The organism is Streptomyces avermitilis MA-4680 = NBRC 14893 (assembly GCF_000009765.2).
Classification (GTDB): domain Bacteria; phylum Actinomycetota; class Actinomycetes; order Streptomycetales; family Streptomycetaceae; genus Streptomyces; species Streptomyces avermitilis.
The window spans coordinates 8,577,114-8,595,160 of the sequence record NC_003155.5; the positions used below are offsets into that span (position 1 = coordinate 8,577,114).

Genomic DNA, 18,047 nt, shown 5'->3' on the forward strand with positions numbered 1-18,047 from the left:
CTGGGGGCGGGGCCTGGCGGCGGGCTCAGGACAGGCAGCCCACATGGGCGAGGGCCTGCTTGAGGAGGACTCCCTGGCCGCCCGGCATCTCGTTCTGGACCAGCTCCGACGACGCCTCCCGGGGACTGAACCAGACCAGGTCGAGGGCATCCTGCCGAGGGCGGCAGTCGCCGGCCACCGGGACGATGTAGGCGAGGGAGACCGCGTGCTGGCGGGGGTCGTGGAACGGCGTCACCCCCTGCGTCGGGAAGTACTCCGCGACCGTGAAGGGCTGCAGGGAAGCGGGGACCCGGGGCAGTGCCACCGGCCCGAGGTCCTTCTCCAGATGGCGCAGCAGGGCGTCCCGGACCCGCTCGTGATGCAGCACCCGGCCGGAGACGAGGGCGCGGCTGACCGTTCCTTCCGGTCCGATGCGCAGCAGCAGTCCGATGCTGGTCACTTCACCGCTGTCGTCTACGCGCACGGGCACGGCCTCGACGTAGAGGATCGGCATGCGTGCGCGGGCCATCTCAAGATCGTCGGAAGTCAGCCAGCCGGGCGTGGTTTCGGTCATGTCAGACATTGGTTGATCATACTTTCCCGGTCTCCCGACTCCCCTCTCCCGTCCCGCGCGTGCCGCTCCGGGCCGGTCGTACGGCATCGTGGCCGCACGCCGCACGCCGCACGCCGCACGCCGCACGCCGCACGCCGCACGCCGCACGCCGCACGCGGCGGGTAGTGGGCCGAGTCCTCCGCGCGGGGCACACCCTCGGACGTAGCGACACCCCCTGCCCGCCGAGGCACAGGCGGATGATGGGGGGAGACCGTGTCCGGTCCTGCGGAGGGGGAGTCGTGGAGAAGGCACAGGCCGGTGGCCGTATATCCGGCGCCGAGGGAGCCGGCGGCGAGAGCGGATCCGGGGGTGGCGGGGCCCTCGGCCATCGGGATGAGGCACCGGGTACGGGCGAAGCAGGCCCGGCCGAGGGTGCGTACGACTTCGCGGAGCTGCGCGCGCAGGAGTTCGGCTACCTCGATTCCGGTGGGCACACCTATCTCGACCACACCGGCGCCGGGCTCCCGCCACGCTCGCTCGTCACGGCGAGCGCGGAGCGGATCACGGGCGGCTGCTTCGGGAATCCGCACTCCGAGAGCCCGGCGTCCCGGGCCTCGGGGCTGCTGCTCGCCGAGGCACGCCGCGCGGTGCTCCGGCACTTCAACGCCGACCCGGCCGAGTACGCCGTGATCTTCACGCCCAACGCGACCGGCGCCCTGCGCCTGATCGGCGAGGCGTATCCGTTCGGGCGGCACAGCCGGCTGGTGATGTCGTTGGACAACCACAACTCGGTGAACGGGCTGCGGGAGTACGCGCGGGCAAAGGGAGCCTCGACGGCATACGTACCCGTGAGCGGGCCCGGCCTGCGCATCGACGAGGAGCGGCTGACCGCCGCGCTGACGGCACGCGGACGCGGGCTCGGCCTGTTCCGCTCGCGGGACGGCGGACGCTCCCGCGGGCTCCTGGCCTACCCGGCGCAGAGCAACTTCACAGGTGTCCAGCACCCGTTGGAGTGGATCACACGGGCCAAGGAGCACGGCTACGACGTACTGCTCGACGCCGCCGCCTTCGTCCCGGCCAACACCCTGGACCTGAGCCGCTTCCATCCGGACTTCACCGCCGTGAGCTGGTACAAGGTCTTCGGGCATCCCACCGGCGTCGGCAGCCTGATCGCCCGCCGGGAGGCGCTCGCCACACTGCGCCGCCCCTGGTTCTCGGGCGGCACGATCTACGCGGCCAGCGCCCAGGCGGGCTGGCACGTCCTCGCGGACGACGAGGCCGCCTTCGAGGACGGCACGGTCAACTTCCTCGCCCTGCCGGACGTGACGGCCGGACTGGAATGGCTCGACCGGATCGGCGTGCGCCGCGTGCACGACCATGTCAGCTCGCTGACGGATCAACTCTTACGCGGTCTCGGGGAGTTGAGTCACAGCAACGGTTCGCCGCTCGTCCGGGTGTACGGGCCCGGGGAGGGCGAGGCGGCGCGCGGCGGGACGGTCGCCCTGAACCTGCTGGCGGCCGACGGCGGGATCATCGACGAGCGCGTCGTCACCCGCGACAGCGCCCTGCGCGGAATCTCGCTGCGCACGGGCTGCTTCTGCAACCCCGGCGCCGGCGAGGCGGCGTTCGCCCTGTCGCCGCCTCGGCTGCGGTCCGCGACACGCAGGCAACTCAGCTCGATGGAGGACTACTTGGAGTTGCTGCGGCTGCCCTCGGCGGGTGCCGTCCGTATCTCTGTGGGGCTGTCTTCGCAGCCCAGGGACATCGAGACGGTCCTGCGGTTCGTGACGGAGACCTACCGGGACCAGGTGCCGGGGGTGGCGGGCCTGGCCGCGCGATCGGGCTGCTGAGACCGGCGCTCCGGGGCCCTCCACCGGCCGGCCGCGCAGGAGACCCCGTGATTTCTGTTATCCCGGGGTAGTCCGCCCGTCTCCTGTGCGTACGGATCGAACCCTCAGGAGTCAGCCAGTGAATCAGGACAGCAGTGGACGCTCGATCAGCCGGCGCGAAGCACTCCGTGGGGCGGGTGCCGTCGCGGTCGCAGGGGCCGGTGCCGCCGTGCTCGGCGGTGCCTCCACCGCGGTCGCCGCCGACGCGTTCGCACATCCGGGGTTGCTGCACACCCGGGCCGACCTGGACCGGATGGCGGCCAAGGTGAAGGCGGGCACCGGGCAGTGGAAGGCGGGCTTCGCCAAGCTGACGGCCAACTCCCACGCGCGGAGCGGCTGGCAGGCGAACCCGCAGCGGACGGTGTACCGCGGATCGGGCACCCCCGAGAACTACGGCACGCTCTACAACGACATCCACGCCGCCTACCAGAACGCCCTGCGCTGGCACATCACCGGCGAGACCGCGCACGCCGACACCGCGGTGGCGATCCTCAACGCCTGGTCGGGCAGGCTCACCGCACTCGACGGCAGCGCCGACCGGTTCCTCGCGGCCGGGCTGTACGGCTACCAGTTCGCCAACGCCGCCGAACTCGTCCGTGACCACGACGGCTTCGAACTGGCCCGCTTCCAGAAGATGATGCTGAATGTCTTCGCCCCGGTCAGCGAGGACTTCCTCACGAACCACAACGGCGCCTACCTCACCAACTATTGGGCCAACTGGGACCTGACCGCCCTCGCCTGCGTCCTGGCCGTGGGCATCCTGTGCGACGACCGCGCCAAGGTGCGGCGCGCCGTCACCTACTTCAAGTCGGGCCAGGGCATGGGCTCGGTCAGGAACGCCATCCCGGTCGTGCACGCCGACGGTCTCGCGGAGTGGGTCGAGGCCGGACGCGACCAGGGCCACGCCCTGCTCGGCGTCGGACTGATGGGCACCGTCTGCGAGATGGCCTGGAACCAGGGCATCGACCTGTACGGCCACGACGACAACCGGTTCCTCAAGGGCGCCCAGTACGTGGCCAAGTGGAGCATGGGCGGGGACGTGCCCTACACGGCCAACACCCGGAAGAAGGGCGCTCCGGGGGTCTGGTCGGGCACGGAGTCCGCCACCAGGGCGGCGGACGTCGATCCGACCATGACGCGGCCGATCTGGGCCATGATCTCCAACCACTACACCAAGCGCCGGGGCCTGTCCGCGCCGTACCTCACCCGGATCGCCGCCAAGGCCGCTCCCGAGGGCGGCGGCGGTGACTACGGTCCCAACAGCGGAGGATACGACCAGCTCGGCTTCGGCACGCTGGCCTTCACCCGGGAGGCGGGGGACACGGCTGAGTCCACCAAGGCCCCGACGCCCACGCGCACGGACGCCGCTCCGTCAGCCGCCTCGTCCGCCGGCCCGGCCACGTCCCCGTCCGCCTCGGCGTCCGAGGGCAGCCGGTCGCAGGGCGGCAGCGGCGACCTGGCCGTCACCGGCACCGGTGGCGTCGCCGCGGTCGCGGGCACCGGCGTCCTGGCCATCGCGGGCGGCCTGATCGCACTGCGTCGCCGGCAGGCGGGCACCCGGCCGTGACAGATGCGGTACGGCGGCGGTACGGCGACCGGCCGCTCGGCCACCGCCGTACCGCGACCGCGCATGTTCACGCGGCGCGGCAGGCGCACGGCGGTGAGGGTGGGCTCCACCCGCCCGCCTCACGCCTGGGAGCGCAGCCGCCACCCGTGATCCACCGGCCCGATGCCGGCCCCCAGTGCGAACCCCGCCGCGATCGCCGCCGTGACGTAGTCCTTGGCCTCCCGCACCGCGTCCGGAACCGGAAGGCCCCGCGCCAGCCCCACCGCCACCGCCGAGGCGAGGGTGCAGCCCGTGCCGTGGGTGTGACGGTTGTCGTGCCGGGGGGCGCGCAGCCAGTGCTCCGCGCTGCCGTCGGTCAGCAGGTCCACGGCCTCGCCGGGCAGATGGCCGCCCTTCACGAGCACCCAGCGCGGGCCGTACGCGAGCAGGTGTGCGGCGGCGCGGCGCATGCCGGACTCGTCGTTCACCGCGATGCCGGTGAGCTGCGCGACCTCGTCCAGATTCGGCGTGGCCACCGTCGCGAGCGGCAGCAGCCGGGTCCGTACGGCATCCAGCGCGTCGTCGGCCAGCAGCCGGTCGCCGTGCTTGGACACGCTCACCGGGTCCACGACGACCGGAGCCGCCACGTCCGACAGCAGCTCGGCAACGGCCGTGACCAGGGCGGACGAGCCGAGCATGCCGGTCTTGACCGCCTGCACGCCGATGTCGTCGACGACACTGCGGTACTGGGCGCGCACCGCCTCCACGGGCAGTTCCCAGGCGCCCTGCACCCCGACGGAGTTCTGCGCGGTGACCGCGGTCAGCACGCTCATGCCGTGGGCGCCGAGCGCCAGCATCGTCTTCAGGTCGGCCTGGATTCCGGCGCCTCCGCCGGAGTCGGAGCCGGCGATCGTCAGGACCCGGGGCAGGGCGGTCATACGAGGCTCTCCTCTCGGCGGTGGCGCAGCCGCACGGGGGCGTAGAGGGCCAGGGCCACGACGAACGCCACGTAGTACGACAGGTCGGCGCCGTGCAGCGCGTCCGCCACCGGGCCCACGTACAGGCTCGTGTCCATGAACGGCACGGCCGCGGCGAAGGCGGCCACGAACGCCACCAGCGGCGGCCACCACGGCTGCGGCCGGCCGGCCTCCGCGGCCAGGTCGATCTCGGCACCCTCGCGGGTGCGGGCCCGGGCGATCCAGTCGACGACGACGATCGCCACGAACCCGGGAATCCAGTAGCCGACGAACAGCAGCACGTTCTGGAAGCGCGCGGTGGTGTTTGCCGCGTGCATCCACAGCACCAGCGGGAAGCCGAGCGCGGCGGCCAGGGCGGCGGCCACCGGGCGCGGCACGCGCACGCCCGCGGTCTGCAGGGCCAGGGACCCGCTGTAGTCGTTCATCGCGTTGCTGCACAGCGCCGCCAGCGCCACGGCCAGCAGCCCGAACGCCCCGAGGGCCCCGCCGCCCAGCACCTGGTCCACGCCCGCGGCGGTCTGGTCGGTCAGCACGGACGCGCCCCACAGTCCGAGGGCCTGGACCGCCACGAAGGAGACCGCGAGACCCAGCAGGGTGCACCAGAACATCCGCGGGCGGGACGTGGAGCGCGGCAGATAGCGGCTGAAGTCGCTGGCGTACGGGGCCCAGGACAGGGCCAGACTCAGGGCGATGGTGCTGGTCAGCACGAACGCGCCGGCCCGGTCGGCGCCGTGCGCGCCGCCGGTCGACGCGGCGTGGACACCGTCGAGCATGCGCCAGGCGATCAGCGCGAACGCGGCGGCGAGCACGAACGTCATGACGATCTGGAGCCGGTGGATGGCCTCGTAGCCGAGGACGCCGAGCGCCCCCTGGCCGGCCATCATGACCAGGACGCCGAGCCAGAACGGCCAGCCGCACAGCTGTGCCAGCGCGTCCCCGCCGAACAGTCCGATCAGCGCGTCCCAGGCCACCGAGGACAGCCACTGGAGCATGCCGGGCACCGCCACCGCGCGGCCGAAGGCGAGCCGGGCCAGCGGCAGCTGTCCGGCGCCGGTCCGGCTGCCCCAGGTGCTCAGGTAGGCGGTGGGCACCGCGCCCACGACCGTACCCAGCACGACGGCGGCGAGCGCGGTCGCGAAGTCCAGGCCGAGCGCGATGCCGATGGTTCCGGTGAACACGCCCGTCATCGTCAGATTGGGGGCGAACCACACGGTGAACAGGCGTCCGGCTCCGCCGTAGCGATTGTTCTCGGGGACCGGTTCGATGCCGTGCCCCTCGACCCGGAGATCGCCGGGCGCCGCGGGCATCCGCCCGTCGAAGACGGTCCGCCGGCCGTCGGCGGGCAGCCCGCCGGGAACATGCGCCAAAGGCATGGAAGACATCCCTCCGCCAGTACGAACTGGTTCAGGTTCGACGGGTGTGATCTCAGCCCTCGGATGGGGCACCCCGTGTCCGGTACGACGAAAAGCCTAACCCGATCTCCGCCGACGCCCCTACGGAGGATGCGTGACGACGGTCCGGCGGCGGGCGCGGACGCCGCCGGACCTGGGGATCAGCGCTGGGTGTAGATGAAGCCGATCTTGTCGACCTCGTCGCCGGCGCGGCCGTGGAATCCGGCGATCTGCCGACCGGACGGAGCGGTGCGGGTCACGCAGTCGGACGTGGTGGTGCCGCCCGCCAGGCTGTTCCCGAGGTTGGTGGTGAACTTCGCGTAGAAGATCCGGGTGTGGCCGTCCTTCACGCCCTGGCACAGATGGGCGGAGGTGACGTACTCGCCGCTGCCGAGGGTCAGCGACGAGGCGGTGCCGCCGGTGCCGCCGTGGGCCAGCGTCGTGCCGTTGCCGAGCGTGAGACCCATCCGGTCCACGCGGGAGCCGCTGCGCAGCGAGACCGTCGTGGCGCGGGCGCCGGCCGGCACGCTGTCGATGTCGTTGAAGTAGTCGCCGTGCGGCCCGCCGAACTGGTCGCTCAGCTGGAACGCGGAGGCGCGCGACCAGGAGAACGCCGCGGTGATCGGGTCGTGGTCGGAGAGCATCAGGCCGTCGGAGTTGAGGAACGCGGCGTGCTCGTTGTCGTACGACGTGGCGTCGAGCGTGACGAGCTTGCTGCCGCGGTAAAGGATCTTGTCGACGACCTCGCAGGTGTTGGGCACGGTGGCCCCGGTCTGGTCGCAGACCAGCGCGTCGCTGCCCTTGGCGGGCGCCGCGCCGCCGCGTATCAGCTTCACCCAGGCGTCGGTCAGCCCGTTGGCGGCGGCGAACTCGGCGATGGTGTCGGCCGACCGGGTGTAGCGGGTGTTGGTGTCGCCCATCACCACGACGGCGTTGCCGTTGGAGTGCGTGCCGATGAAGGAGGTCAGCTGGTCGAGGTTGTCGGCGCGGGAGGCCTCGTCGCCGTCGTTGGTGCCGGCGTTGGTGTGCAGGTTGTAGAAGTCGACGTAGACGCCCTCGGCCAGGCGCTCGCGCATGAAGGTGAAGCCCTTGGGGGTGAGGCAGTCGCCCGAATCGATCTGGCAGGAGTTCCAGCCGGCGCGCTCGAAGTCGTCACCGTCCCAGGCATAGGTCGAGACGGTGTTGAGGCCGCTGCCGATGCCCGCGCCCCCGCTGGTCGCCGTGCGGTAGGGGTGGGTGTCCGTGGAGTACAGGTACGCGTGGTAGTTGAAGTCCTCCTGGACGTTGACGATGTCGTACGGCGCGATGCGCCGGCCGATCTCCGTGGTGCTCGTGTCGCGCGGCGTCGAGGCGCTGGAGAGGGACTCCGGCAGACCGGCGACGTTGTAGGTGAGCACGCTGAACGTGCCCGAGTCGGCCGCCGCGGCGGGGGAGGCGCTCACCGTGAGCCCGCCGACGGCCACGGCCGCGGTCGCCAGACAGGCGAGAAGTCTGCGCATGAGGGGGTCTCCTGGGGGTGAGGAAAGAGCGCGAGTGATGCGAGCATGTCAAAATGTAGCGACAAGCTCCGGGCGCACGGCGTCTTCGAAACTTTCGAAAACTTCAGCCGGTGAGCGCCGGGCCGATCACCGTGGTGACACGTGTACGACGGCCGACTCGCGGCCGTGCGGCCGCTGTCCGACGCGCGGATTCGTGTGCACGCGGAAACACGGCACCGGAACACGCCCTGGAGGTACGGCAGTTCACGCGCAAGGGCGCCAACACGGGCGCGGACGTGCACGTATCACCTGATGGACCAGCGTTGACATCGACTCCGGCGCCTGTCTTACTTACGCCCCAGAACGGTCAAGAGCGTCAGCGACAAGCCCTGGCTTGCTGACCGGCAACCCTCGCGACGCGGTGGGGTGCCCCAGGTGACGACCGGACCGGATGACCTTCGGTAAGCGCGAGGCCCCCCAAGGGCCGGAACAGTGACGGTGACGGCGATGGACGCAGCTACGAGGACGACCGCACAGCGGCGCCCCCGCCGCGTCCTGCTGTGCGCGAACCGCTGTGTCGATCTGCTCCGTGTCAGCAGCGCGCTGTGTACCGCCCCGGGCTCTGCCCGCCGTCGAGGCTGACGGCGTTCTGATTCTCTGACGCGCACCGCCGCCGCGGTGTGCTCTCCGCCCGCCCAGTCCCCGGTTCCGGCGCTCTCCCGTGCTTCGTCTCCCGCAGCGGCCTTGCGCCGCCGTGTGCCGTCGCGCTCGCCGCCCGGGGTGTCCGACTCCGCTGGAGCCTGCCATGAGTGAACTCCCTGGCGCCGCCGTGTCCCTTCTCTCCGCGCCACCCGACGGCACCGCCCCGCGGCCCCTGGCGGCCCAGCGTGTGCTGCCGCTGCGCCGGCCCGGCCGCTGGATCCTCACGGCGATCGTGCTCGTGCTGGTCGCCCAGATCGGCCACGGGCTGGTGACCAACCCCTTCTACCAGTGGGACCGCTTCGCCTACTGGTTCCTGCGCCCCACGATCCTCGACGGACTGCTCATCACTCTCGAAGTGGCGGCGTACAGCGCCGTGTTGGGGCTGCTCGGTGGCATCCTGCTGGCACTGGCCCGGCTCTCCCGCAGCCCCGTGCTGCGCGCGGTCAGCTGGGTCTACGTGTGGCTGCTGCGCTCGGTGCCGCTGATCGTGGTGCTGATCTTCCTCTACAACTTCAGCGCCCTCTACAAGACGCTCAGCCTCGGAGTGCCCTTCGGCCCGGCCTTCCTCACCTTCGACGAGTCCCGGCTCGCCACCGACATGGCCGTCGCGGTCGTCGGACTGAGCCTCAACGAGGCGGCCTACGCGGCCGAGGTCGTCCGCGGCGGCATTCTCTCCGTCGACCAGGGACAGCACGAGGCGGCCGCCGCGCTCGGCCTGCCGAAGAGCTACCAGTTCACGAAGATCGTCTTCCCGCAGGCCCTCAGGTCCATCACCCCGAACTACGTCAACCAGCTGATCGGCCTGATCAAGGGCACCTCACTGGTGTTCTACGTGTCGCTGCTCGACCTGTTCGGCTCCGCACAGACCATGGGCAGCACCTATCCCGGCGACATCGTGCCGCTGCTCCTGGTCGTCACCGTCTGGTACCTGATCCTCACGAGCATCGTGTCCGTCGTCCAGTTCTACGTCGAGCGGCACTACGCCCGGGGCGCCACGCGCTCCCTGCCGCCGACCCCGTTGCAGAAGCTGCGGACCGCGCTCGGTGACCTGCGGGCCCGCATACGCAGGGAGGCCGCCCTATGACCACCGAGACCCTCAAAGTCGACTCCGCCGCGGTCGAGGTCCACGACGTGCACAAGTGGTACGGCGCCCACCGGGTGCTGAACGGCGTGGAGCTGACCGTGCGACCGGGTGAGGTGACCGTGATCCTCGGCCCCTCCGGGTCCGGCAAGTCCACCCTGCTGCGGGTGATCAACCACCTGGAGAAGCCCGAGGTCGGCTACGTCAGCGTGAACGGCGAGCTGATCGGCGTCCGCCGGCACGGCGACAGGCTCAAGGAGCTGAGCGAGCGCGTCATCCTGGCCCAGCGCAGCCGTATCGGCTTCGTCTTCCAGAACTTCAACCTCTTCCCGCATCTGACCGTCCTCGACAACGTGGCCGCGGCCCCCGTCGCGACCGGCCGGCTGAAGAAGCCCGAGGCCCAGGAACTGGCGCGCGACCTGCTCGGCCGGGTGGGCCTCGCCGACCGGACCGGCGCCTACCCACGGCAGTTGTCCGGCGGCCAGCAGCAGCGCGTGGCCATCGCCCGCGCCCTCGCCCTGCGGCCCGGCGTCATCCTCTTCGACGAACCGACCTCCGCGCTCGACCCCGAACTCGTCGGCGAAGTACTCGCCGTCATCAAGGACCTCGCCACCAGCGGCACCACCCTCGTCGTCGTCACCCACGAGATCGGTTTCGCCCGCGAGGTCGCCGACCGGGTGGTCTTCATGGACGGCGGCCGGATCGTCGAACAGGGCCCGCCCGCCGAGGTTCTGGACCATCCGAAACACGAGCGGACCAGGGATTTCCTGAGCAAGGTGCTCTGAGCCCGCAGCCCGCCCCCGAAGCACACCTCCGTCACCGATCACCCTCACCGCACACCGGACAAGGACATACCCATGCGCACCCTCAGCCTCCGCAGCAGACTCCTCCGCGGCCTCACCGCGGGTACCGCCGTCGCCTCTCTCGCCGCCGGGCTCGCCGCATGCGGGGGCGACAGCGACGCGGCCACCACGACCGACAGCGCGGCGTCCGGGACCGTCACCGTGGGCCGACTCTCCAACGGCGCCGCCAAGGAGACCGAGCTCAAGGTGTCCGAGGTGAAGTCCATCAGCGCCGAGCTGCCCGAGTCCGTCGCCAAGAGCGGCAAGCTGGTCATCGGTGTGGGCGGGCTGCCCTCCGGCTCCGCGCCGCTGAACTACGTGGGCGAGGACCAGAAGACCCTCACCGGTGTCGAACCCGACCTGGGCCGGCTGGTGGCCGCCGTCCTCGGACTGAAGCCGGAGCTGAAGAACTCGACCTGGGAGAACCTGTTCGTCGGCATCGACAGCGGAAAGTCCGACGTGGGCTTCTCTAACATCACCGTCACCGAGGAGCGCAAGAAGAAGTACGAGTTCGCCTCCTACCGGCAGGACAACCTGGCGTTCGAGGCGGCCAAGAAGAACAACTGGAACTTCGACGGCGACTACAAGAACCTGGCCGGCCAGACCGTCGCCGTGGGCGCGGGCACCAACCAGGAGAGGATCCTTCTGGAGTGGAAGGCGAAGCTGGCGAAGGAGGGCAAGAAGCTCACCGTCAAGTACTTCCAGGACAACAACAGCACCTATCTGGCGCTGTCCAGCGGGAAGATCGACGCCTACTTCGGCCCCAGCCCCGCATTCGCCTACCACGTCACCCGGGTCGCGAAGACCCCCGCTCCGACGCGTATCGCGGGCAAGTACTCCGGAGCCGGCGCGACGCTCCAGGGCCTGATCGCGGCCACCGCGAAGAAGGACAGCGGACTGGCCAAGCCGGTCGCCGACGCGATCAACTACCTGATCAAGAACGGTCAGTACGCGAAGTGGCTGGCCGCCTGGAACCTCTCCAACGAAGCCGTCGCCAAGTCCGAGATCGACCCGGCGGGCCTGCCGCTCGACAACTCCTGACCTGTCACACGGAGATACCGGAACACCATGTCGACCAGTGTCCTTCCCGTCGCGTCGCGGAGCCCGGAGGCACCCCATGTGCTGGACAACGCCGCCTGGGCCGCGCTGACCGGGCCGCACGCCCGCTTCGCCGAACGCGTGGGCCGCGCCGCCCGCTATCCGCTGGACGTGTCCCCCTTCACCGCGCTCGCCGACCCGTCCGATCCACGCGCCTGGGACGACCTGGCCGCACTCGTCGGCCCCGGCACCGTCACCCCCGTCTCGGGGGCGACGGTGCCGCCCGCCGGCTGGGAGACCGTGCGCAGCGGCCACGGCGTCCAACTGGTCGCCACCGCCCTGCACTCGGAACCCGCCCCCGAAGCGGTACGGCTGGGGCCCGGCGACGTACCCGAGATCCTGGAGCTGGTCGCCGAGACCGAGCCGGGACCCTTCCTGCCGCGCACCGTCGAACTCGGCACCTACCTGGGCATCCGGCATCGCGGACGGCTCATCGCCATGGCCGGTGAACGGCTGCGCCCGCCCGGCTGGACGGAGATCAGCGCGGTCTGCACCCACCCGGACCACCGGGGCCGGGGTCTGGCCACCCGGCTGGTCCGCGCGGTCGCGGCGGGCATCAGGGAGCGCGGAGACACCCCCTTCCTGCACGCCGCCGCGAGCAACACCACCGCCATCCGGCTCTACGAGTCGATCGGCTTCACCCTGCGCCGCGCAACGGAGTCCGTACGGGTCCGCACTCCGGACCGGCGGCAGGAACAGACCGCGGGTCCGTGCCGTTGTGATGCATGAGCCGAGCCGGACGGAGGTGACGGGCATGCCGCCCAGGTCCCGCCTCCGTGTGCCGAAGCTCGCCCCGCGTCACCGCGTTCATCTCCACTCCCGGCCCCACATCGATCTGCAGCGCGTGGCCGGCGCGCTCTGTTGCTCCTGACCCGTTGCCCCGACGCCGCATGCTCCACGCGAGCCGGTGATCCCGTACGGCCCTCCAGGAAGGCACCACACTCGTGGCCTCGACACCCCCTTCTTCCCTGCCCTCTTCCTCCCCTTCTGCCTCCTCCACCCCTTCGTCGTCCGCGCTGCATCTCGCCGTCGCCCTCGACGGCGCGGGCTGGCACCCGGCCGCCTGGCGCGAGCCCGTGGCCCGGCCCCGCGAACTGCTCACCGCCGGATACTGGGCCGGCCTCGTCACCGAGGCCGAGCGCGGACTGCTCGACTTCGTGACCATCGAGGACGGGCTCGGGCTCCAGTCCTCACACTTCACCGAGCCCGACGGGCGTACGGACCAGGTGCGCGGACGGCTGGACGCCGTACTCATCGCCGCCCGGGTGGCCCCGCTCACCCGGCACATAGGTCTCGTGCCGACCGTGGTGGCGACCCACACAGAGCCGTTCCATATATCCAAGGCGATCGCCACCCTCGACTATGTGAGCACCGGCCGAGCCGGCCTGCGCGTCCAGGTGTCGGCACGGCAGAACGAGGCCGCGCACTTCGGCCGCCGTACGTTTCCGCGGTTCGACATCGAGGACCTGGACACCCCCGCCGTACGCGAGGTGACGACCGACCTCTTCGACGAGGCCGCCGACTACGTGGAGGCGGTGCGCCGGCTGTGGGACAGCTGGGAGGACGACGCGGAGATCCGGGACGTCGCCACCGGCCGCTTCATCGACCGCGACAAGCTCCACTACATCGACTTCGAGGGCCGGCACTTCAGCGTCAAGGGCCCCTCGATCACCCCCCGGCCGCCCCAGGGCCAGCCGGTCGTGAGCGCCCTGGCCCACCAGAGCACCCCGTTCCAGCTGGTGGGACGTTCCGCGGACATCGGATACGTCACCCCGCACGACCTCGACCAGGCGCGGGCCATAGTCGACGAGATCCGTGCCGCGCAGACCGCGGCGGGCCGCGCCGGAGACACCCTGCACATCTTCGCCGACCTGCTGGTGTTCCTCGACGACGACCCCGGCACGGCCGCGGCCCGCCGGGAGCGCCTCGACAGCCTCGCCGGACACCCGTACACCGGCGACGCCCGCGTCTTCACCGGCACCCCGGCCCAACTGGCCGACCTGCTCCTGGAGTTGCGGCAGGCCGGGCTGTCCGGCTTCCGGCTGCGCCCCGCCGTCGTGGGCCACGACCTCCCGCAGATCACTCGCGGTCTGGTCCCCGAACTCCAGCGCCGGGACGCCTTCCGGCGTGCGTACGAGGCCGACACCCTGCGCGGGCTGCTCGGGCTCACCCGCCCCGCCAACCGCTACGCCGCCGCCACCGTCTGAGCCGGAGGAACGTACGACCATGAGCAAGCCGCTGAAGCAGATCCATCTGGCCGCCCACTTCCCCGGCGTCAACAACACCACCGTGTGGAGCGATCCCGAGGCCGGCAGCCACATCGAGTTCAGCTCCTTCGCGCACTTCGCGCGGACCGCCGAACGCGCCAAGTTCGACTTCCTGTTCCTCGCCGAGGGACTCAGGCTGCGCGAACAGGGCGGAAAGATCTACGACTTGGACGTCGTCGGCCGGCCCGACACCTTCGCGATCCTTACCGCGCTGGCCGCCGTCACCGACCGGCTCGGTCTGACCGGCACCATCAACTCCACCTTCAACGAGCCCTACGAGGTGGCCCGCCAGTTCGCCAGCCTCGACCACCTCTCCGACGGACGCGCCGCCTGGAACGTCGTCACCTCCTGGGACGCCTTCACCGGCGAGAACTTCCGCCGCGGCGGCTTTCTCCCGCAGGGCGAGCGGTACTCCCGGGCCAAGGAGTTCCTCGCCACCGCGAACGAACTCTTCGACTCCTGGCGCGGCGACGAGATCGTCGCCGACCAGCAGGCCGGCACCTTCCTGCGGGACGCCCGGGCCGGTGCCTTCGTGCACAAGGGACAGCACTTCGAGATCGAGGGGCAGTTCAACGTCCCGCGCAGCCCGCAGGGCCGCCCGGTGATCTTCCAGGCGGGCGACTCCGACGACGGGCGCGAGTTCGCCGCCGCCGGCGCGGACGCCATCTTCAGCCGGTACAGCACCCTCAAGGAGGGCCAGGCGTTCTACACGGACGTCAAGGGCCGCCTGGCCCGGTACGGCCGTACCCACGACCAGTTGCTGATCCTGCCCGCCGCGACCTTCGTCCTCGGCGACACGGACGCCGAGGCCCGGGAGCTGGCCCGCGAGGTACGCCGCCAGCAGGTCAGCGGCGCCACCGCGATCAAGCACCTGGAGTTCGTCTGGAACCGCGACCTGTCCGCGTACGACCCGGACGGCCCGCTGCCCGACATCGACCCGGACCTCGGCGAACACACCATCGCCCGCGGCCGTGCCCAGGTCCGGATGTACCGCGACCCGCTGGCCACCGCCCGCGAATGGCGCGAGCGCGCCGCGGCCAACAACTGGTCGATCCGCGACCTGGTCATCGAGACCGGCAGCCGCCAGTCCTTCGTCGGCTCCCCGGCCACCGTCGCCGAGACCATCGACTCCTTCGTCCAGGCCGACGCCTCCGACGGCTTCATCCTGGTCCCGCACATCACCCCCGGCGGCCTCGACGCCTTCGCCGACACCGTGGTCCCGCTGCTCCAGGAGCGCGGGGTGTTCCGCACGGAGTACGAGGGCACCACCCTGCGCGACCACCTCGGCCTGGCCCACCCGGACGCCGATGCGCCGGGGGAGCGGGTGGCCTCGTGAAGTTCCTGGCCGTCACGCTGATCGTGCACGCGCCGGATCCGGTGACCGGGGTGCGGAAACCGACCAACGACCGCTTCCGGGAGGTCATCGACAACGCGCTGCTCGCCGAGGAGCTGGGGTTCGACGGCTTCGGCGTGAGCTGACCCAGACCGTGGCACCGACAACGCCCCGACGCACGAAGCCGCCCCCGGCCGGATCGGATCCGGCCGGGGGCGGCTTGGCGGTGCGGTCGGTGCTTACGCGAGCGACGCGATCGCCTCGTTGAACGTGGCCGACGGGCGCATGACCGCCGCCGCCTTCTCGGGGTCGGGCTGGTAGTAGCCGCCGATGTCGGCCGGCTTGCCCTGGGCGGAGATCAGCTCGTCGACGATCTTCTGCTCGTTCGTGCCGAGGGTCTCGGCGACCGGGCCGAAGGCCTTGGCGAGGTCCGCGTCGTCGGTCTGCCCGGCCAGCTCCTGGGCCCAGTACAGGGCGAGGAAGAAGTGGCTGCCGCGGTTGTCGATGCCGCCGACGCGACGGGTCGGCGACTTGTCCTCGTTGAGGAAGGTCGCCGTCGCACGGTCGAGGGTGTCGGCGAGGACCTGGGCGCGCGCGTTGCCCGTGGTCGTCGCGAGGTGCTCGAAGCTGGACGCCAGCGCGAGGAACTCGCCCAGGCTGTCCCAGCGCAGGTAGTTCTCCCTGACCAGCTGCTGGACGTGCTTCGGGGCGGAGCCGCCGGCGCCCGTCTCGAAGAGGCCGCCGCCCGCCATCAGCGGGACGATCGACAGCATCTTGGCGCTGGTGCCCAGCTCCAGGATCGGGAACAGGTCGGTCAGGTAGTCACGCAGCACGTTGCCCGTGACGGAGATCGTGTTCTCGCCGCGGCGGATGCGCTCCACGGAGAACTTGGTCGCCTCGACGGGGGACAGGACGCGGATGTCCAGGCCCTCGGTGTCGTGCTCCGGCAGGTACTGCTTGACCTTCTCGATCAGCACGGCGTCGTGGGCGCGGGTCTCGTCCAGCCAGAACACGGCCGGGTCGCCGGTCGCGCGGGCGCGGGTGACGGCCAGCTTGACCCAGTCCTTGATCGGGGCGTCCTTGGTCTGGCAGGCGCGGAAGATGTCGCCGGCGCCGACCGTCTGCTCCAGGACGACGTTGCCGGCCTGGTCGACGAGGCGGACCGTGCCCGTGGTGGGGATCTCGAAGGTCTTGTCGTGGCTGCCGTACTCCTCGGCCTTCTGCGCCATGAGGCCGACGTTCGGGACGGTGCCCATGGTCGACGGGTCGAAGGCGCCGTTGGCACGGCAGTCGTCGATGACGACCTGGTACACGCCGGAGTAGCTGCTGTCCGGGAGGACGGCGAGGGTGTCCTGCTCCTGGCCGTCCGGGCCCCACATGTGGCCGGAGGTGCGGATCATGGCCGGCATGGACGCGTCGACGATGACGTCGGACGGGACGTGCAGGTTCGTGATGCCCTTGTCGGAGTCGACCATCGCCAGCTCCGGGCCCTCGGCGAGCTCGGCGTCGAAGGAGGCCTTGATCGCGGCACCCTCGGGCAGGGACTCCAGGCCCTTGTAGATGCCGCCCAGACCGTCGTTCGGGGTCAGGCCGGCCGCGGCGAGCGTCTCGCCGTACTGCGCGAACGTCTTCGGGAAGAAGGCGCGCACCACGTGACCGAAGACGATCGGGTCCGAGACCTTCATCATCGTGGCCTTGAGGTGCACGGAGAACAGCACGTTCTCGGCCTTGGCGCGGGCGATCTGCGCGGTGAGGAACTCACGCAGCGCGGTGACGTGCATGACGGAGGCGTCCACGACCTCGCCCGGCAGCACGGGTACGGACTCGCGCAGGACGGTGGTGGAGCCGTCGTCGCCCTTCAGCTCGATACGGAGCGAGCCGGCCTCGGAGATCACCGCGGACTTCTCGGTGGAGCGGAAGTCGTCGACGCCCATGGTGGCGACGTTCGTCTTGGACTCGGAGGTCCAGGCGCCCATGCGGTGCGGGTGCGTCTTGGCGTAGTTCTTCACCGAGGCGGGGGCGCGGCGGTCGGAGTTGCCCTCGCGCAGCACCGGGTTCACGGCGCTGCCCTTGACCTTGTCGTAGCGGGCGCGGATGTCGCGCTCCTCGTCGGTCTTCGGGTCGTCCGGGTAGTCCGGCAGCGCGTAGCCCTGCTCCTGGAGCTCGGCGACCGCGGCCTTCAGCTGCGGAATCGACGCCGAGATGTTCGGCAGCTTGATGATGTTCGCCTCGGGCGTCTTGGCGAGCTCACCGAGCTCCGCGAGCGCGTCGGGGATGCGCCGGCCGTCCTCCAGGTACTCGGGGAAGAGGGCGATGATGCGCCCGGCCAGCGAGATGTCACGGGTCTCCACGGCGACACCCGCCTGCGACGCGTACGCCTGGACCACCGGCAAGAACGAATACGTCGCCAGGGCCGGGGCCTCGTCAGTGTGCGTGTAGATGATGGTCGAGTCAGTCACCGGGTGCTCCGCTCCACGTCTGCAACATTGCTCGACATCAAGATATCTCGTGATGGGGTCCCACTCGACAGGACCCTGCGTGCCCGGGCCCGCGGCCGCCCTGATCGGCTCGGCGGGGGCGTCGATCGGCTCGGGGGTGAGCTGCGCGTCGGTCCCGCGGCGTACGGCGGAGACGGGCGGCCTATGGCATGGGCACGCCCGGCGGGGGAGACCGTCGGCGCCCCGTCTTCCGTACCGCCGGCGGGCGGGGAGACCGTCGGCGCCCCCGCCTTCCGGACCCGCTCACGGCCGTTCTTCCGGACCCGCAGTACAGCGCGAGGACCAACGGCTGCCGACCTCGCCGGGCCGGCCGGTGTCCTCCGTCCGGTCTGTTCTTTGCGCCGCGCCGCGCCACGCAAACCGGCCGACCGGCGCCTCCGGCCGGTCCGTCTTTCGCGCCGCGCCGCCGGCCG

Annotated in this window: 14 protein-coding genes, 1 pseudogene and 2 riboswitches; of the genes and pseudogenes, 10 read left to right on the top strand and 5 right to left on the bottom strand. The window is 71.1% G+C overall.

Annotated features, from left to right (window positions below; all coding sequences use genetic code 11):
* Positions 1–25 precede the first annotated feature (25 nt).
* Positions 26–562: an NUDIX hydrolase family protein gene (locus tag SAVERM_RS37000; RefSeq protein WP_107083144.1), complete on the bottom strand. Its 537-nt coding sequence runs from the start codon at positions 560–562 to the stop codon at positions 26–28.
* Positions 563–831: 269 nt separating this feature from the next.
* On the opposite strand from SAVERM_RS37000, the gene SAVERM_RS37005 reads away from it, so the two are divergent.
* Positions 832–2,382, top strand: coding sequence for an aminotransferase class V-fold PLP-dependent enzyme (locus tag SAVERM_RS37005; protein WP_010988598.1), 1,551 nt, complete (start codon positions 832–834; stop codon positions 2,380–2,382).
* Positions 2,383–2,500: 118 nt separating this feature from the next.
* Positions 2,501–3,988 carry an alginate lyase family protein gene (locus tag SAVERM_RS37010; RefSeq protein ID WP_107083143.1) on the top strand — a complete coding sequence of 496 codons (1,488 nt, stop codon included), beginning with the start codon at positions 2,501–2,503 and terminating at the stop codon, positions 3,986–3,988.
* Between the two features lie 119 nt (positions 3,989–4,107).
* Here SAVERM_RS37010 and thiD read toward each other — a convergent pair whose 3' ends face one another.
* The 3 genes from thiD to SAVERM_RS37025 all read right to left on the bottom strand — a co-directional run bounded on the left by thiD (position 4,108) and on the right by SAVERM_RS37025 (position 7,834).
* Positions 4,108–4,905, bottom strand: coding sequence for a bifunctional hydroxymethylpyrimidine kinase/phosphomethylpyrimidine kinase (gene thiD / locus SAVERM_RS37015; protein ID WP_010988600.1), 798 nt, complete (start codon positions 4,903–4,905; stop codon positions 4,108–4,110).
* The gene (locus tag SAVERM_RS37020; RefSeq protein WP_010988601.1) at positions 4,902–6,317 is read right to left on the bottom strand and encodes a purine-cytosine permease family protein; all 1,416 of its coding nucleotides are present in this window, start codon (positions 6,315–6,317) and stop codon (positions 4,902–4,904) included. Before SAVERM_RS37020 ends, thiD begins: the two co-directional genes overlap by 4 nt.
* Positions 6,309–6,403: riboswitch (TPP riboswitch) on the bottom strand. It overlaps the preceding gene by 9 nt.
* 93 nt (positions 6,404–6,496) lie before the next feature.
* Positions 6,497–7,834 carry a jacalin-like lectin gene (locus SAVERM_RS37025; RefSeq protein ID WP_010988602.1) on the bottom strand — a complete coding sequence of 446 codons (1,338 nt, stop codon included), beginning with the start codon at positions 7,832–7,834 and terminating at the stop codon, positions 6,497–6,499.
* Positions 7,835–8,178: 344 nt separating this feature from the next.
* A riboswitch (SAM riboswitch) is annotated at positions 8,179–8,287 on the top strand.
* Between the two features lie 331 nt (positions 8,288–8,618).
* On the opposite strand from SAVERM_RS37025, the gene SAVERM_RS37030 reads away from it, so the two are divergent.
* The 8 genes and pseudogenes from SAVERM_RS37030 to SAVERM_RS42045 all read left to right on the top strand — a co-directional run.
* Positions 8,619–9,599, top strand: coding sequence for an amino acid ABC transporter permease (locus SAVERM_RS37030; RefSeq protein ID WP_037647068.1), 981 nt, complete (start codon positions 8,619–8,621; stop codon positions 9,597–9,599).
* Complete coding sequence (locus SAVERM_RS37035) at positions 9,596–10,381, top strand: amino acid ABC transporter ATP-binding protein (RefSeq protein WP_010988604.1); 786 nt, start codon at positions 9,596–9,598, stop codon at positions 10,379–10,381. Before SAVERM_RS37030 ends, SAVERM_RS37035 begins: the two co-directional genes overlap by 4 nt.
* A gap of 72 nt (positions 10,382–10,453) precedes the next feature.
* The gene (locus SAVERM_RS37040; RefSeq protein WP_010988605.1) at positions 10,454–11,479 is read left to right on the top strand and encodes an ABC transporter substrate-binding protein; all 1,026 of its coding nucleotides are present in this window, start codon (positions 10,454–10,456) and stop codon (positions 11,477–11,479) included.
* A 27-nt stretch (positions 11,480–11,506) separates the two neighbouring features.
* A complete protein-coding gene (locus tag SAVERM_RS37045; protein ID WP_010988606.1) occupies positions 11,507–12,265 on the top strand; it encodes a GNAT family N-acetyltransferase in 759 nt (252 codons plus the stop codon).
* 25 nt (positions 12,266–12,290) lie between these two features.
* A complete protein-coding gene (locus SAVERM_RS45645; protein ID WP_338059004.1) occupies positions 12,291–12,407 on the top strand; it encodes a putative leader peptide in 117 nt (38 codons plus the stop codon).
* A gap of 73 nt (positions 12,408–12,480) precedes the next feature.
* Positions 12,481–13,743: an LLM class flavin-dependent oxidoreductase gene (locus SAVERM_RS37050; protein WP_010988607.1), complete on the top strand. Its 1,263-nt coding sequence runs from the start codon at positions 12,481–12,483 to the stop codon at positions 13,741–13,743.
* 19 nt (positions 13,744–13,762) lie between these two features.
* The gene (locus tag SAVERM_RS37055) at positions 13,763–15,139 is read left to right on the top strand and encodes an NtaA/DmoA family FMN-dependent monooxygenase (RefSeq protein ID WP_010988608.1); all 1,377 of its coding nucleotides are present in this window, start codon (positions 13,763–13,765) and stop codon (positions 15,137–15,139) included.
* Positions 15,136–15,276, top strand: a pseudogene (locus SAVERM_RS42045) (LLM class flavin-dependent oxidoreductase); the annotation flags it as partial. The gene SAVERM_RS37055 and the pseudogene SAVERM_RS42045, both read left to right, overlap by 4 nt.
* 99 nt (positions 15,277–15,375) lie before the next feature.
* On the opposite strand, the gene SAVERM_RS37060 reads toward SAVERM_RS42045, so the two are convergent.
* Positions 15,376–17,595 carry an NADP-dependent isocitrate dehydrogenase gene (locus SAVERM_RS37060; RefSeq protein WP_010988609.1) on the bottom strand — a complete coding sequence of 740 codons (2,220 nt, stop codon included), beginning with the start codon at positions 17,593–17,595 and terminating at the stop codon, positions 15,376–15,378.
* Positions 17,596–18,047 lie beyond the last annotated feature (452 nt).

Coding starts and splice junctions, on each gene's coding strand:
- SAVERM_RS37000 (WP_107083144.1), bottom strand. CDS start 562: ATGTCTGACATGACCGAAACCACGCCCGGCTGGCTGACTTCCGACGAT.
- thiD (WP_010988600.1), bottom strand. CDS start 4,905: ATGACCGCCCTGCCCCGGGTCCTGACGATCGCCGGCTCCGACTCCGGC.
- SAVERM_RS37020 (WP_010988601.1), bottom strand. CDS start 6,317: ATGCCTTTGGCGCATGTTCCCGGCGGGCTGCCCGCCGACGGCCGGCGG.
- SAVERM_RS37025 (WP_010988602.1), bottom strand. CDS start 7,834: ATGCGCAGACTTCTCGCCTGTCTGGCGACCGCGGCCGTGGCCGTCGGC.
- SAVERM_RS37030 (WP_037647068.1), top strand. CDS start 8,619: ATGAGTGAACTCCCTGGCGCCGCCGTGTCCCTTCTCTCCGCGCCACCC.
- SAVERM_RS37035 (WP_010988604.1), top strand. CDS start 9,596: ATGACCACCGAGACCCTCAAAGTCGACTCCGCCGCGGTCGAGGTCCAC.
- SAVERM_RS37040 (WP_010988605.1), top strand. CDS start 10,454: ATGCGCACCCTCAGCCTCCGCAGCAGACTCCTCCGCGGCCTCACCGCG.
- SAVERM_RS37045 (WP_010988606.1), top strand. CDS start 11,507: ATGTCGACCAGTGTCCTTCCCGTCGCGTCGCGGAGCCCGGAGGCACCC.
- SAVERM_RS45645 (WP_338059004.1), top strand. CDS start 12,291: ATGCCGCCCAGGTCCCGCCTCCGTGTGCCGAAGCTCGCCCCGCGTCAC.
- SAVERM_RS37055 (WP_010988608.1), top strand. CDS start 13,763: ATGAGCAAGCCGCTGAAGCAGATCCATCTGGCCGCCCACTTCCCCGGC.